10 protein-coding genes and 2 tRNA genes are annotated in these 15,490 nt (G+C 69.8%); 8 read left to right on the forward strand and 4 right to left on the reverse strand.

Annotated features, from left to right (window positions below; genetic code table 11):
• Nucleotides 1-8: 8 nt before the first annotated feature.
• Nucleotides 9-2,378: a phosphoenolpyruvate synthase gene (gene ppsA, locus K311_RS0102855; protein ID WP_026816069.1), complete on the reverse strand. Its 2,370-nt coding sequence runs from the start codon at nucleotides 2,376-2,378 to the stop codon at nucleotides 9-11.
• 116 nt (nucleotides 2,379-2,494) lie between these two features.
• Between ppsA and ppsR the strand changes: the two genes are divergently transcribed.
• From ppsR to K311_RS17405, 5 genes are all read left to right on the forward strand, one after another.
• Nucleotides 2,495-3,316 (forward strand): posphoenolpyruvate synthetase regulatory kinase/phosphorylase PpsR, encoded by an 822-nt coding sequence (gene ppsR / locus K311_RS0102860; RefSeq protein WP_026816070.1) that lies wholly within the window; start codon nucleotides 2,495-2,497, stop codon nucleotides 3,314-3,316.
• 33 nt (nucleotides 3,317-3,349) lie between these two features.
• Nucleotides 3,350-3,844: a DUF1249 domain-containing protein gene (locus K311_RS14980; RefSeq protein WP_051239406.1), complete on the forward strand. Its 495-nt coding sequence runs from the start codon at nucleotides 3,350-3,352 to the stop codon at nucleotides 3,842-3,844.
• A 43-nt stretch (nucleotides 3,845-3,887) separates the two neighbouring features.
• Nucleotides 3,888-3,963 (forward strand) — tRNA-Ala (locus K311_RS0102870).
• A 24-nt stretch (nucleotides 3,964-3,987) separates the two neighbouring features.
• Nucleotides 3,988-4,063: transfer RNA gene (locus tag K311_RS0102875), tRNA-Glu, on the forward strand.
• 163 nt (nucleotides 4,064-4,226) lie between these two features.
• Nucleotides 4,227-4,919, forward strand: a complete 693-nt coding sequence (locus K311_RS17405) for a 4'-phosphopantetheinyl transferase family protein (RefSeq protein WP_051239407.1) — start codon at nucleotides 4,227-4,229, stop codon at nucleotides 4,917-4,919.
• Nucleotides 4,920-4,923: 4 nt separating this feature from the next.
• Here the strand turns inward: K311_RS17405 and K311_RS0102885 are convergent, their stop codons facing one another.
• Entirely contained in the window at nucleotides 4,924-5,814 is an 891-nt protein-coding gene (locus tag K311_RS0102885; RefSeq protein WP_026816071.1) for a copper resistance protein B, read from the reverse strand.
• The gene (locus tag K311_RS0102890; protein WP_026816072.1) at nucleotides 5,811-7,589 is read right to left on the reverse strand and encodes a copper resistance system multicopper oxidase; all 1,779 of its coding nucleotides are present in this window, start codon (nucleotides 7,587-7,589) and stop codon (nucleotides 5,811-5,813) included. Before K311_RS0102890 ends, K311_RS0102885 begins: the two co-directional genes overlap by 4 nt.
• 135 nt (nucleotides 7,590-7,724) lie before the next feature.
• On the opposite strand from K311_RS0102890, the gene K311_RS14990 reads away from it, so the two are divergent.
• Together K311_RS14990 and K311_RS18960 are read left to right on the forward strand one after the other, a co-directional pair.
• Nucleotides 7,725-8,537, forward strand: coding sequence for a universal stress protein (locus K311_RS14990; RefSeq protein WP_051239408.1), 813 nt, complete (start codon nucleotides 7,725-7,727; stop codon nucleotides 8,535-8,537).
• Nucleotides 8,538-8,594: 57 nt separating this feature from the next.
• Complete coding sequence (locus K311_RS18960; protein WP_043798449.1) at nucleotides 8,595-9,242, forward strand: VC1465 family Xer recombination activation factor; 648 nt, start codon at nucleotides 8,595-8,597, stop codon at nucleotides 9,240-9,242.
• Here K311_RS18960 and K311_RS18675 read toward each other — a convergent pair.
• On the reverse strand, nucleotides 9,209-9,475 hold the full coding sequence (locus tag K311_RS18675; RefSeq protein WP_169515858.1) for a hypothetical protein: 267 nt from the start codon (nucleotides 9,473-9,475) through the stop codon (nucleotides 9,209-9,211). The genes K311_RS18960 and K311_RS18675 overlap by 34 nt on opposite strands.
• Before the next feature lie 527 nt (nucleotides 9,476-10,002).
• Between K311_RS18675 and K311_RS0102905 the strand changes: the two genes are divergently transcribed.
• Nucleotides 10,003-15,486 (forward strand): HAMP domain-containing protein, encoded by a 5,484-nt coding sequence (locus K311_RS0102905; RefSeq protein WP_211223620.1) that lies wholly within the window; start codon nucleotides 10,003-10,005, stop codon nucleotides 15,484-15,486.
• The last annotated feature ends 4 nt before the right edge of the window (nucleotides 15,487-15,490 follow it).

Genomic DNA, 15,490 nt, shown 5'->3' on the forward strand with positions numbered 1-15,490 from the left:
GCCCGGCCTCAGCTCGCCTTGAGGCGCGCCAGCCGCAGCCAGGTGTCGACGACCGTGTCGGGATTCAGCGACACCGACTCGATGCCCTGCTGGAACAGCCATTCGGCCAGGTCCGGATGGTCCGACGGGCCCTGGCCGCAGATGCCGACGTACTTGCCCTTGGCGCGCGCGGCCGAGATCGCCATCGACAGCATCTTCTTGACCGCCGGATTCCGCTCGTCGAACAGGTGGGCGACGATGCCGGAATCTCGGTCCAGACCGAGGGTGAGCTGGGTCAGGTCGTTGGAGCCGATCGAGAAGCCGTCGAAGATCTCCAGGAACTCGTCGGCGAGCAGGGCGTTGCTCGGCACCTCGCACATCATGATGACCTTCAGGCCGTTGACGCCGCGCACCAGGCCATTGGCCTCGAGCGTGTTGATCACCGCCTGGCCTTCCTCGAGCGTGCGCACGAACGGGATCATGATCCAGCAGTTGGTCAGGCCCATTTCGTCGCGGACCTTGCGCACCGCGCGGCATTCCAGGGCGAAGCAGTCCTTGAAGTCCGGGTGCACGTAGCGCGAGGCGCCGCGGAAACCGATCATCGGGTTTTCCTCGTGCGGCTCGTACTCCTTGCCGCCGACGAGGTTGGCGTATTCGTTGGACTTGAAGTCCGACAGGCGCACGATGACCGGATGCGGCGCGAAGGCCGCGGTCAGGGTCGCGATGCCCTCGGCGAGGCGCTCGACGTAGAACGACACCGGATCGCTGTAGCCGGCGGTGATCTGGTCGATCTGCTTCTTCAGCTCCGGCGACTGCCGCTCGTACTCGAGCAGGGCACGCGGATGCACGCCGATCTGGCGGGCGATGATGAACTCGAGGCGCGCCAGGCCGATGCCCTGGTGCGGCAGCTGCGCGAAGTCGAACGCGCGCTCCGGGTTGCCGACGTTCATCATGATCTTCAGCGGCGCCGGCGGCATGTTGCCGAGGTCGGTGGTGGTGACCTCGAAGCCGAGCTCGCCTTCGTAGATGAAGCCGGTGTCGCCTTCGGCGCAGCTCACGGTGACCTTCTGGCCGTCGCGGATCGACTGCATCGCGTCACCGGTGCCGACGACGGCCGGCACCCCGAGCTCGCGGGCGATGATCGCCGCGTGGCAGGTGCGGCCGCCGCGGTTGGTCACGATCGCCGCGGCGCGCTTCATGATCGGCTCCCAGTCGGGGTCGGTCATGTCGGCGACCAGCACGTCGCCGGGCTGGAACTTGCCCATCTCGGCGAGGTTGCGCACGACGCGCGCGGTGCCGCTGCCGATCTTCTGGCCGATCGCGCGGCCCTGGCTCAGCACCTCGCCACGCTGCTGCAGGCTGTAGCGCTCGATCCGGGTCTGCCGCGCACGCGACTTCACCGTCTCCGGGCGCGCCTGCAGGATGTAGAGCTTGCCGGTGGCGCCGTCCTTGCCCCATTCGATGTCCATCGGCCGGCCGTAGTGCTTCTCGATGACGAGGGCCTGGCGCGCCAGTTCCTCGACATCGGCATCGCTGATCGAGAAGCAGCTGCGCAGTTCCGCCGGCACGTCCTCGGTACGCACCCGCTCGCCGGGCACGTCGGAATAGACCATGCGGATCTGCTTGGAACCGAGGTTGCGCCGCAGCACCGCCGGGCGGTGCTTCGCGAGCGTCGGCTTGTAGACGTAGAACTCGTCGGGATTCACCGCGCCCTGCACGACCATCTCGCCGAGGCCGTAGCTGGCGGTGACGAACACGACGTCGCGGAAACCCGATTCGGTGTCGAGGGTGAACAGCACGCCGGAGGCGCCGATGTCCGAGCGCACCATCAGCTGGATGCCGGCGGACAGAAACACGTCCTCGTGCTTGAAGCCGTGGTGCACGCGATAGGCGATCGCGCGGTCGTTGTAGAGGCTGGCGAAGACTTCCTTGACCTTGCGCACGACGTCGTCGGCGCCGGTGACGTTGAGGAAGGTCTCCTGCTGGCCGGCGAAGCTGGCGTCCGGCAGGTCCTCGGCGGTCGCCGACGAACGCACGGCCACCGAGACCTCGCCACCGGCCTCCGCGCACAGCTTCGCGTAGGCCTCGCGGATCGCCGTGTCGAGTTCCGGCTGCAGCGGCGCATCCATGACCCAGCCGCGGATCTCGGCGCCGGCCTTGACCAGCGCGTCGACATCCTCGACATCCAGGGTTTCGAGCTTCGCGAAGATGCGGTTGCCGAGGTCGTTGTGGGCGACGAAGCGGCGGAAGGCCTCGGCCGTGGTCGCGAAACCGCCGGGCACCGAGACGCCGAGCTGGGCGAGATTGCCGATCATCTCGCCGAGCGAGGAATTCTTGCCGCCGACCTGGGCCAGGTCGGTCAGGCGAAGTTCGTGCAGCCAAAGGACATCGGCGTTCAAAGGCGGTCTCCGTGCGGGATGGGCGAGGGCGGCCCCGCGAGTCGCGGCGGGGCGGGCTGCCCGGGGGAAGGGATCGCTGCGTATGATACGACGCCGCAACGGACCGGGGAGCGCACATGGCCGACGCCAGGCCCATTTTCTACGTATCGGATGGCACCGGCATCACCGCCGAGACGATCGGCCACAGTCTGCTGACGCAGTTCAACGGCGTCAGTTTCGATCCCCGCCGCATCCCCTTCGTCGACAGCGTCGAGAAGGCCGAGGCCGCGGTGGCCGAGATCCGCGCCACCGGCGAACGTGCCGGTTGCCGGCCGATCGTCGTGAACACGGTCGTCGACCCGGACCTCAATGCGCTGCTGGCCGAGAGCGGGGCGCTGATGCTCGACCTGTTCGCGCCGTTCATCGCCCCGCTCGAGCAGGAACTCGGCGTCCGCCGCGAGAGCGCGGTCGGCCACGCCCATGGCATGGTCGACTTCGCCGCGTACGAGCAGCGCATCAATGCGACGAACTACGCGCTGACCCACGACGACGGCATCGACATCCACTACGACGATGCCGACGTGATCCTGGTCGGGGTGTCGCGCTCAGGCAAGACGCCGACCTGCCTGTATCTCGCCCTGCATTACGGCGTGAAGGCCGCGAACTACCCGCTGACCGAAGAGGACCTCGAAGGCTCGGGCCTGCCGCCGCGCCTGCGCGCGCACCGCGGCAAGCTGTTCGGCCTGACCATCGATCCGCAGCGGCTGCAGCAGATCCGCCAGGAGCGCAAGCCGAACTCGCGCTACGCGACGATGGAGCTGTGCCGGCGCGAGGTCGCCGCCGCCGAGACGATGTTCCGGCAGGAGAACATCCCGGTGCTCAGCACGACCCATACCTCGATCGAGGAGATCGCCAGCAAGGTGCTGGCGCACAAGGGCATCCGCCGCAGCATGTTCTGATTCCGTGCGGGAAAGGGCTGCTAGAGTCGGCCCATGACTGCAGGAACCACCCGCAACCCGGCGCCCCGTTTCAGCCGCTTCACCTGGCTGATGGAGACCTACGCCGAGAACTTCAGCCGCCTGAGCCGGATGTTCCAGCCGCAGGGGCTGCCGGAGGGTCGTTACGTGTCGCGCGTGCCCGGCGGCCTCGAGCTGCTGGTCGACGTGCTCGCCCAGCATCCCTATACGGTGGAATTGCGCCTGAGCTACCGCATGCTCGACGACGCCACCGGCCAGCCGGATCCCTCGGCCTATGTGCGGCTCTATCGCGATGCCCGCCAGGCCGAGGTCACGCACTGCTACGTCGGCCGCCACTGGCAGGACGTGCTGGGGGTACACCCGAGCATCAAGGCGATGCTCAACCATCGCCTGCGCATGAACGCTTTCCTCAACAAGTGGCTGGAATATCTGGACGGCGAGGGGCATGGCCCGCATACAATCACCGCGGTCGAGCCCAGCGAGGACAACGAAGTTGTCGTCTGTGCTTGACGACCCGGAAGTCGATCACTAAACTTCCGCTTCTTCCTTCGGTGGGGCTATAGCTCAGCTGGGAGAGCGCTACAATGGCATTGTAGAGGTCATCGGTTCGATCCCGATTAGCTCCACCACCGATTCAAACTCGCTGCGTCCAAGTCCCCATCGTCTAGAGGCCTAGGACATTACCCTTTCACGGTAGCGACCGGGGTTCGAATCCCCGTGGGGACGCCACGCGGCGCCGCGAGTTCACGAAAGCCCGGCGAACGCCGGGCTTTTGTTTTTCCGGCCGCCGCCACCATCATCGCCGGCAGGGCGACTGCCAGGTCGAGCCGGATGCCGAACCCGAAAGCCTTCACCGCCATCACGATCATTCGGAACGAGCACGGAGCCGCGCGTGGCTGAGCAGCCCGTGCGACTTGCCATCGCGACGCTGGCGCCGCTGGCCGAAGCAGCCGCCGGCCGCGGGGAAGGTTGGCTGGTCGACAGCGAACGCGCGCGAGTGGCGGCGATGACGCTGCCGCTGCGGCGCGCGCAATACCTGGCGGGCCACTGGTTCGCCCGCGAACTCGCCGCCGAGGTCCTGCGCGAGGCGCCGGAGCGGCTCGCCTTCACGATCGACGCCGCCGGGCGGCCGCGCATCGCGATCGATGGCCAGCTGCTCGGTTACCTGTCGCTGAGCCACAGCGGCGAGTGCCTCGCCTGCGCCTACGCGGCCGATCCGATCGGCATCGACCTGGAATTCCCGAAGTCCCGCCGCGACCTCGACGGCGTCGCCCGCTTCACCTTCTCGCCGCCGGAACGCGAGTGGCTTTCCGGCCTCGCGGGCGACGAGCGCGAGGCCGCGTTCTACCGCCTGTGGACCTTGAAGGAAGCCCGCGGCAAGCGCAGTGGCGAGGGCCTGCTGCCCGGCCGTGCGCGGCGCTGGACCGCGCTGGCCACCGCCGCCGAAGCGGCCGAGGCCGCGACGTGGACCGTGGGAGAGGGCGTGCTGGCGGTCGCCACCGACGGCGTTTCGGCGCTGGCGCCCGAAGGGCGCGGCCTGGTCGCCGCACGGCCGCAGTTCTGGTCGTTCCGCGACGGCGACTGATGCCTCAGAACCAGAAGCGGACCCCGGCCACCACGCGCGTGTGGCGCACATCGTCGCCGGCAGCGCGGCGTCGGTCGGCGCTGCCGCCGAGCGCGCGTTCGTGGCTCACGCCGACGTAGGGCGCGAAGCGGCGGTCGATCTCCCAGCGCAGGCGCAGACCGGCTTCCAGCGCGACCGGGCCGGCTTCGACCTGGCGCGCAGGATCGTCGCGCAGCGCGACGCGCGCCTCGAGCGACGACTGCAGGATCAGCCGCTGGCTCAGCAGGGTTTCGCGTTCGACCTCGACCCCGGCTTCGACATGGCCGTGGCGGTCGACCCAGGCAGTCGCCTCCACCTCGAAGCGATACGGCGCCAGCCCCTGCACACCGAGCGCGGCCCAGGCGCGGTCCGCGCCGTCGCCGTGGTCGACGCGGACACCGGCGAGCAGGTCCCACCACGGCGTCAGCGGATGCCCGTACAGCAGCTCCGTCTGCGCGGCGGTGGCGCCGTCCTCGCGTACGCCTTCGCCGCGCAGCCACAGCCGGTGCAGGTCGCCGCCGTACCAGGCCGAGATGTCCCAGCCGACGCCGGTGTCGCCGTCGCCTCGCAGCGCCTCCAGCCGATCGAACAGCACGAAGTGGTGGGCGTGGGCGCCGTGCATCGCATGCAGGTCGATGCCGCCCGGCGGCACCGCGGCGGCGCGGTCGGCATCGGTGGGCGGCGGCACCGGTACAGCAGGCGCGGTGGCATGCGCGGCGTGCCCGGCGTGGGCCGCGTGATCGGTGCGTTCCGCCGCCTGCGTTCGCGGCGCATCGTCCGCGTGCTGCCGGTGGCCGGCATGGGCGTCGTGATCGTGTTGCGCCAGCGCCGGCGCAGCGACCCAGGCGAGCAGCAGGGCGAGGGCAGGGCGGCTCATTCGTGCACCTGCACGACGCGCATCATTCCCGCTTCCATGTGGTAGAGCAGGTGGCAGTGCCAGGCCCAGTGGCCGAGCGCGTCGGCACGCACGCGATAGCTGCGGCGGGTGCCCGGCGGCATGTCGACGGTGTGCTTGCGGACGAGGAATTCGCCGCGTTCGTCCTCGAGGTCGCTCCACATGCCGTGCAGGTGGATCGGGTGGGTCATCATCGTGTCGTTGACGAGGGTGATGCGCACGCGTTCGCCGTAGCGCAGGCGCAGCGGCGCGGCGTCGGCGAAATGCTGCCCGTCGACGCCCCAGGCGAAGCGTTCCATGTGCCCGGTCAGGTGCAGTTCGATCTCGCGCCCGGGGTCGCGGCCGTCGGGGTCGGGGAAGCTGCTGCGCAGCATCGAATAGCTCAGCACCCTGCGGCCGTTGTCGCGCAGGCCGATGCCGGGGTCGTCGAGGCGTGGCGACGCGGTGGCGACCTGCATGTCGACGAAGGGGCTGCGCGCTTCGCCGGGCGGATGCGTGATGGTGGCGGCGTCGGACGGAGCGGCGCCGTGGCCAGCGTGCATCGCCGCGCCGCAGCCGCCTTCGCCCATCGCCGCGCCGCAGCCGCCTTCCGCCGCCTTGCCGTGCTCGCCATGGCCATGGCCCATGTCGGCCATCGTCAGCCGCGGCCGCGGGTCGAGCGGCGGCACCGGCGCGCGCAAACCCTCGCGCAGCGCCAGGGTGCCGGCGACGAAACCGGTGCGCCCGAGGTCCTGGGCGAAGATCGTGAACGCGTCCTGCCCGCGCGGCTCGACGATGACGTCGAAGGTCTCGGCAGTGGCGATGCGCAGCTCGTCGACGGTGACGGGGTGCACGGGCTGGCCGTCGGCGGCGACCACCGTCAGCTTCAGGCCCGGGATGCGCACGTCGAAATGGGTCATCGCCGAACCATTGATCAGGCGCAGCCGCAGCTTCTCGCCGTGGCGGAACAGGCCGGTCCAGTTGCCGAGCGAGGTGGTGCCGTTGAGCAGGTAGGTATAGGTGTTGGCGTCGACGTCGGACAGGTCGGTGGGCGTCATCCGCATCCGCGCCCAGGCCAGGCGGTCGCGCGCCGTCGCCGCGACGCCGTCACGGCCGGCATCGGCGAGGAAATCGCCGACGGTCAGGCGGGCGTGGTTGTCGTAGGCCGGCATCTGTTTCAGGCGGCGGTAGAGCGCGGCGCTGTCGAGGTCGGTCCAGTCGCTGAACATCAGCACGTAGTCGCGGTCGACCGCGTGCGGGTCCGGACCGGCCGGGTCGATGATGATCGGCCCGTAGAGCCCGGACTGTTCCTGGAAGGCGGAGTGGCTGTGGTACCAGTAGGTGCCCGACTGGCGGACCTGGAACCGGTAGTAGTAGCTCTCGCCGCGGCGGATGCCGGCGAAGCTCAGGCCCGGCACGCCATCCATGTTCGCCGGCAGCAGCAGGCCGTGCCAGTGGATCGAGGTGAGGTCACCGAACGCGCTGGCGGATGGCAGCGCGTTGCGTACGCGCAGCGTCACCGTGTCGCCCTCGCGCCAGCGCAGCAGCGGTGCCGGCAGCGAGCCGTTGACGGTGATCGCGGTGCGTGCCCGGCCGGTGAAGTCGACCGGCGTCTCGCCGATCGCGAGGTCGAAGCGCGTGCCGGCCAGCACCACCGGGCCGGAAGGATCGCGCAGCGCCCAGCTGCGCCGCGGCCAGGCACCCGCCAGGGCGCCGCCGGCAGCCAGGCCGAGCACGAAGCGGCGGCGGTCGGGGCAGGTGGGGAAGGGGGAGTCCATCGTCGTTCCGCTACGGTCAGGCCGGTATTGTCGCCCGAACGCGCCGGGCCGGGCCGGGGCACGGATTGACGTGGATCAACGCCGAAGACCCGCCGCGGCGCGATCGTAGGGCGCAGCCCACTGAAGGAGCACGCCATGTACCCCGACATCCTCGTGGCCACCACCCGCCAGGGCGACGATGCCGCCGCCTTCGCCTACGCCTGCCACCTGGCCGGCAGCGACGGCCGGGTGAGCGTGCTGGTGCAGCCGCGCCTGAGCACCATTCCCGACGGCTCCCTCGGCGCCTTTGCGGCCGCCGCCTACGTGGCGATGTACGAACAGGTGCAGCGCGACGCGATCGCCGATCGCGACAGCTGGACGAGCGTGCTCGCGGACTCCGGGGTGGCCGGCGAGGTCAAGCTGGTCGAGGACATCCTCGGCACCCCGGGACAGACGGCGGCGGCCTGCGCGCGCTACGCCGACATCGCGGTGGTCGGGCTCGATCGCCCGGACACGCTCGGCTTCGAAGTCCACGATGAGATCGCCTCGCTGCTGACCGGGGCCGGTCGACCTGTGCTGGTCGTTCCGCGCGGCCACGCCGGCGGCCTCCCGGCCCGCATCGTGATCGGCTGGCAGGCGGGCGCCAACGCCGCGCGCGCCGTCCACGACGCGCTTCCGCTGCTGGAACAGGCGGAGAGCGTCGACATCGTCCTTGCCGGCAAGGACGACGACACCGGCGGCGACGCGCTGGCGCGGCACCTGCGCCGGCACGGGGTCGAGGCCCGGGTGCGCCTGGATCCGGCGACCGGCGAGCCGGGCGCCACGCTGCTCCGGCAGGCGGACGAGCTCGGTGCTGACCTGCTGGTCATGGGCGGCTACGGCCGTTCGCGACTGCGGGAGTGGGCCTTCGGCGGCACCACGCGGCATGTGCTGACGCACACGCGGATTCCGGTGCTGCTGGCGCATTGAGGGGAGCGGGTAGCCGGCGCCTGTGTCGGCTACCTCGCGCGTTACATAATATACATTATGCGCACTACGAAGGCTAAGCCGGCCCGTGCCGGCAAGGCCGGAAAGCGGCCCAGAAGCCGCGCCGTGACAGCCGATCGGTTCCAGACGGCCCGCCTGACGGCGTGCCTGTCGGTGCCGGCGACGGCGAAACTTCTTCATGTCACCGAGCGCACCGTACATAACTGGGAATCGGGCCGGTCCCGGGTCCCTTATGCCGCCTACAAGCTCCTGCGGGTGCTGCGCGGCTTCGACCTGGGCCACCCGGCGTGGGCAGGTTTCCGCCTCGACGGGCCGACGCTGTGGACCCCGGAGGGCCATGCGTTCCGGCCGGACCACCTCACGTGGTGGTCCCTGACCTGCCGCATGGCCGATGAGTTCCGGCGCGTACTTGCGAGGCAGCGCGCGGGCCTGCTACCGTCCCCGGACGCCAGTGCAACGCTGGCGGCGCCGCCCGTCCCCGCAGCGGCAGAGCCCCCCCCTCCAGAGGGGGTGTCGAATCCGCAAAGTCCCCTCGAGGAACTCCCTGCCCCCCACCCAGCGGGGGTGTCGATCCTGCCCCAGTGTTCTATGCGTCGAGCCCCGTCTAGTAATCACGGGGTGAAGTCCTGTGGGGCATTGTTGCGCAAACGGGGTCAATCGCCGGAGTTTTCGGGGGTGCAGCCGTGAACTGGCTCGCGCAGATTCGGCCCGGCATGCCAGTGGCCCAGATTCGAACCCTGCTCGGGACCTACCTCCAAATGCGGGACGCCGCCAAGCGGCTGCGGAAAGAACTCGAGCGCAAAGGTGCGCCACTCGCCGACCGCCTCGCAGCAGCCGGTGCCCAGGAGGAAATCGAGGAAGGCATCGCGGCTTGCCGCGAGAGCATCGCCAAGCGCAATGCGGAATGCGGGTGGTCCCACCTCGCACGGAAGCGCTCGTCAGGATTCCCGGCGGACGGCATCGACACGACAGACGCCTTCAGGCGGCGGCGTGGGGTGCCGGCGGCCGGGGTGCCGGGGGTGGAGCCCCCGGCGGTTATGGGCCAAGGATGGCCCGCTCTTGCTCGCGCTGGGAGCGCGCCGACCGTGCTTCCCGGAGCGGGTATCGGCGCGGGGACGCAGGAGGCGGCCGCGCCCCCTGCTGACTGCGCTTCTTCGCCTTCTGCCGAAAGGATTTCCGGCAAACTGAACGCAACGGGGGATATACATTATGCGCATTCCCATTGAACGATCGGGCCGGTAACCGGCCGGCATGCTGGACTTCGAACGGCCGCCCTGCTGGCCTGAAGCCCAGCCGGGCCCCAACCGCTGCGCCGCCGCTATCCACACGAGAATCGTCTACGGGACAACGCCGCTGCACCCGAAACCGCTCACACCCCCTAGACCTTCCTGAAGCTAGCGTTCGCCGGACGGCCCGGGGAGCGGGCCTCCGACCGCCGAGGTGCCGTGTGTCCACTCCCACCGTCCCGCGTTCCCGGCGCACGGGCGCCGTCGCGACGCCCTCACCCGCCGCCGGCTCGCCGCCGCCGCCGCCGCCCGGCGAACGCGAGCAACTGCAGGCGCTGCTCGCGGCGATGATCGCGGTGCGCGACGGCGACTTCAGCGTGCAACTGCCGGCGCACTGGGAAGGCCTGTACGGCAAGCTCGCCGACACCTTCAACGAGATCACCAGCGCCAATCGCCGGCTCGCCGAGGATCTGGCGCGGGTCGGCCACAAGGTCGGCGGCGAAGGCGAAACCCGCCAGCGCGTGATGCCGGCGAACCGCCAGGGTCAGTGGGCCGAGATGGAAGCTTCGGTCAACGGCCTGATCCGCGACATGGCCCGCCCGATCGAGACGATGACCCAGGCGATGGCCGCAGTCGCCAAGGGCGACCTCAGCAAGACGGTGCCGCTGGACACCGACGGCCGGCCGTTGCGCGGCGAGTTCCTGCGGGCGGCGATGGTCATCAACGGCATGCTCGAGCAGATGACCGAGTTCAGCTCGGAAGTCACCCGCGTCGCGCTCGAGGTCGGTACCGCCGGGCGCCTCGGCGGCCAGGCCCAGGTCAAGGGCGTGTCCGGCGTCTGGAAGGACCTCACCGACTCCGTCAACCAGATGGCGTCGAACCTCACCGCCCAGGTCCGCAACATTTCCGAGGTGACGATCGCGGTGGCCAACGGCGACCTCAGCCGCAAGATCACCGTCGACGTGCGCGGCGAGATCCTGCAGCTGAAGGAAGCCATCAACACGATGGTCGACCAGCTGCGCGGCTTCGCCTCGGAAGTGACCCGCGTGGCGCGCGAGGTCGGCACCGAGGGCAAGCTCGGCGGCCAGGCGATCGTGCCGGGCGTCGCCGGCACCTGGAAGGACCTCACCGACTCCGTCAATGCGATGGCGTCCAACCTCACCTCGCAGGTGCGCAACATCGCCGAGGTCACCACCGCGGTCGCCAAGGGCGACCTGAGCCGCAAGATCACCGTCGACGTGCGTGGCGAGATCCTCGAGGTCAAGGACACCGTCAACACGATGGTGGACCAGCTCAACGGCTTCGCGGCGGAAGTGACGCGCGTGGCGCGCGAGGTCGGCACCGAGGGCAAGCTCGGCGGCCAGGCACAGGTCCCCGGCGTCGCCGGCACGTGGAAGGACCTGACCGACCACGTGAACTCGATGGCGACCAACCTCACCGCCCAGGTCCGCAACATCGCCGAGGTCACCACCGCGGTCGCCAAGGGCGACCTGAGCCGCAAGATCACCGTCGACGTGCGTGGCGAGATCCTGGAACTGAAGAACACCATCAACACGATGGTCGACCAGCTCAACGGCTTCGCGGCGGAGGTCACGCGCGTCGCCCGCGAGGTCGGCACCGAAGGCAAGCTCGGCGGCCAGGCAGTCGTGCCGGGCGTCGCCGGCACGTGGAAGGACCTGACCGAGTCGGTGAACGCGATGGCGTCCAACCTGACCTCGCAGGTGCGCAACATCGCCGACGTCACGACGGCCATCGCGAAGGGCGACCTCAGCCGCAAGATCACCGTCGACGTGCGCGGCGAGATCCTGGCGCTGAAGGACACGATCAACATGCTGGTCGACCAGCTCAACGGCTTCGCGTCGGAGGTGACGCGCGTGGCCCGCGAGGTCGGCACCGAGGGCAAGCTCGGCGGCCAGGCGCAGGTGCCCGGCGTCGCCGGCACGTGGAAGGACCTCACCGACAACGTCAATTCGATGGCGTCGAACCTCACCGCGCAGGTGCGCAACATCGCCGAGGTGACGACGGCGGTGGCGCGCGGCGACCTCAGCCGCAAGATCGGCGTCGACGTCAAGGGCGAGATCCTCGAGCTGAAGGACACCATCAACACGATGGTCGACCAGCTCAACTCGTTCGCCTCGGAAGTGACGCGCGTCGCGCGCGAGGTCGGCACCGAGGGCAAGCTCGGCGGCCAGGCGCAGGTGCCCGGCGTCGCCGGCACGTGGAAGGACCTCACCGACAACGTCAACTCGATGGCGTCGAACCTCACCTCGCAGGTGCGCAACATCGCCGAGGTCGCGACCGCCGTCGCCAAGGGCGACCTCAGCCGCAAGATCGCGGTGGACGCGCAGGGCGAGATCCTGCAGCTCAAGTCCACGATCAACACGATGGTCGACCAGCTCAACGGCTTCGCCTCGGAAGTCACGCGCGTCGCGCGCGAGGTCGGCACCGAGGGCAAGCTAGGCGGCCAGGCGCAGGTGCCCGGCGTCGCCGGCACCTGGAAGGACCTCACCGACAACGTCAATTCGATGGCGACCAACCTCACCGCGCAGGTGCGCGGCATCGCCAAGGTCGTCACCGCGGTCGCGATGGGCGACCTGCACCAGAAGCTGACCGTCGAGGCCAAGGGCGAGATCGCCGCGCTGGCCGAGACCATCAACTCGATGACCGACACGCTGGCGATCTTCGCCGACCAGGTGACCACGGTCGCGCGCGAGGTCGGCGTCGAGGGCCGGCTCGGCGGCCAGGCCAACGTGCCCGGCACCGCCGGCATCTGGAAGGACCTCACCGCGAACGTCAACCAGCTCGCCGAGAACCTCACCGTGCAGGTGCGCGCGATCGCCGACGTCGCCACCGCGGTGACCCAGGGCAACCTCACCCGCTCCATCCAGGTCGACGTGCGCGGCGAACTCGCGGACCTGAAGGACAACATCAACCTGATGATCGGCACCCTGCGCGCGACGACCGAGACGAGCCGCGAGCAGGACTGGCTGAAGACCAACCTGGCGAAGTTCTCGGGAATGATGCAGGGCCAGCGCGACCTGATCACGCTCGGGCAGATGCTGCTCTCGGAACTCGCGCCGCTGGTGAACGCGCAACAGGGCGTGCTCTACACCGTCGAGCGCGACGAGGAACACGGCCGCCACCGCCTGCGCCAGCTCGCCGGCTACGCCGACCACCGCGTCGCCGACGCCGAGGCGCACTCGGTCGCCTTCGGCGAGGGCCTGATCGGCCAGTGCGCCGCGCAGGCGCGCACGATCCTCGTCGACGGCGTGCCGGTCGACGGCATCCGCATCTCGTCCGGCCTGATCTCGGCGCCGCCGAGCAGCGTGATCGTGCTGCCGGTGCTGTTCGAGGACCAGGTGAAGGCGGTGCTGGAGCTGGCGACGCTGGACGAGTTCACCCCGTCGCAGCGGGCGTTCCTGCAGCAGCTCTCGGGCTCGATCGGCATCGTCCTCAACACCATCGAGTCGACGATGCGCACCGAGCGCCTGCTCGCGCAGTCGCAGCAGCTGGCCGGCGAACTGCAGTCGCAGCAGCGCGAGCTGCAGCAGACCAACGAGGAAATCGCGCTCAAGGCGCAGCTGCTGGCCGAGCAGAAGTCGGAGGTCGAGCGCAAGAACCAGGAGATCGAGCAGGCGCGGCACGCGCTCGAGGAGAAGGCCGCCGAGCTCGCCCTCACCTCGCGCTACAAGTCCGAGTTCCTCGCGAACATGTCGCACGAGCTGCGCACGCCGCTGAACTCGATCCTGATCCTCGGCCAGCAGCTCGCCGAGAACCCGGAAACCAACCTCAGCGAGCGCCAGGTCGAGTTCGCGAAGACCATCCACGCCGCCGGCACCGACCTGCTGCACCTGATCAGCGACATCCTCGACCTGTCGAAGATCGAGTCCGGCACCGTCACCGTCGAGAGCGAGGACCTGAGCTTCGCCCTGCTCCGCCAGAACCTCGAGCGCGGCTTCCGCCACGATGCCGAGCGCCGCCACCTCGACTTCTCGGTCGAGATCGCGCCGGATCTCGGCCGCGCGATCAACACCGACCCGAAGCGCCTGCAGCAGATCCTGAAGAACCTGTTGTCGAACGCGATGAAGTTCACCGAGCGCGGCAGCGTCCGCCTCGCCGCGCGCACCGCCCGCGAGGGCTGGACGCCGGGACACGCGGTGCTCGACGCCGCGCCGGTAGTGATCGCGTTCGAGGTCGCGGACACCGGCATCGGCATCTCGCCCGACAAGCAGAAGATCGTGTTCGAAGCCTTCCAGCAGGCCGACGCCGGCACGTCGCGCAAGTACGGCGGCACCGGCCTCGGCCTGGCGATCAGCCGCGAGATCGCCGGCCTGCTCGGCGGCGAATTGAAGCTGCACAGCGTGCCCGGTGAAGGCAGCACCTTCACGCTGTACCTGCCGCTGACCTACGTCGGCTCCGGCGACGGCTTCGCACCGCGGCAGACGCGCCGGGTGGCGAACTCACCGAGCCCGGAAAAAGCCGCGATCCCGCGGATCGCCGTGGAGGACGACCGCGACGCCCTCGAGCCGGACACGCCGACGCTGCTGGTCGTCGAGGACGACCCGCATTACGCCGCGGTGCTGCGCGACCTCGCGCGCGCCCAGGGCTTCGGCGTGCTGGTCGCCGGCACCGGCGCCGAGGCGCTGCGGCTCGTGCGCGAACACGGGCCGCAGGCGATCAGCCTCGACATCTTCCTGCCCGACATGCTCGGCTGGACCGTGCTCGCGCGACTGAAGCAGGACGCCACGACCCGACACATCCCGGTGCAGGTGCTGACCGTCGAGGAGGAGCGCCACCAGAGCATCGAGCGCGGCGCCTTCGCCTACCTCGCCAAGCCGGCGAACCCGGACCTGCTGTCGGCGGCCCTCGAACGCATCCGCCGCTACACCCTGCCGCGCACCAAGCGCCTGCTGGTGGTCGAGGACGACGCCGGCGAACGCCTGGGCATCGAGGAACTGCTGCGCCACGACGACGTCGCGATCGACACCGCCGGCAGCGGGGCCGATGCCCTCGCCCGCCTCGACGACGCCACCTACGACTGCATCGTGCTCGATCTGCGCCTTCCGGACATGAGCGGCTTCGACCTGCTCGATCGCATCCAGGCACGGGCGGAGCTGCACGATGTGCCGATCGTCGTGTTCACCGGCAAGGAGCTCAGCGCCGAGGAAAGCCAGCGCCTGCGCCGCGCCGCCAAGGCGGTGGTGGTCAAGGGGGTCGAATCGCCGGAGCGCCTGCTCGACGAGACCTCGCTGTTCCTGCACCGGGTGATCGCCGACCTGCCGCCGGCCAAGCAGCGCATGGTGCTTTCGCTGCACGAGTCCGACGCGGCGCTGCGCGACAAGCGCGTGCTGGTGGTCGACGACGACGTGCGCAACATCTTCGCCCTGTCGAGCGTGCTCGAGCGCCACGGCATGGGCGTGCTCACCGCCGGCACCGGCCAGGAGGCGATCGAGAAGGTCGCCGCCGATCCGGGCATCGACGCGGTGCTGATGGACATCATGATGCCGGGCATGGACGGCTACGACACGATCCGGGCGATCCGCGAACGTCCGGATTCGCGCGCGCTGCCGATCATCGCGCTGACCGCGAAGGCGATGAAGGGCGACCGCGAGAAATGCCTCGAGGCCGGCGCCTCCGACTACGTCGCCAAGCCGGTCGTCACCGACCAGCTGCTCGGCGTCCTGCGGCAGTGGCTGCACCGGTGAGCGC

It is taken from the genome of Arenimonas composti TR7-09 = DSM 18010 (assembly GCF_000426365.1).
In the GTDB taxonomy this organism is placed as follows: Bacteria; Pseudomonadota; Gammaproteobacteria; order Xanthomonadales; family Xanthomonadaceae; genus Arenimonas; species Arenimonas composti.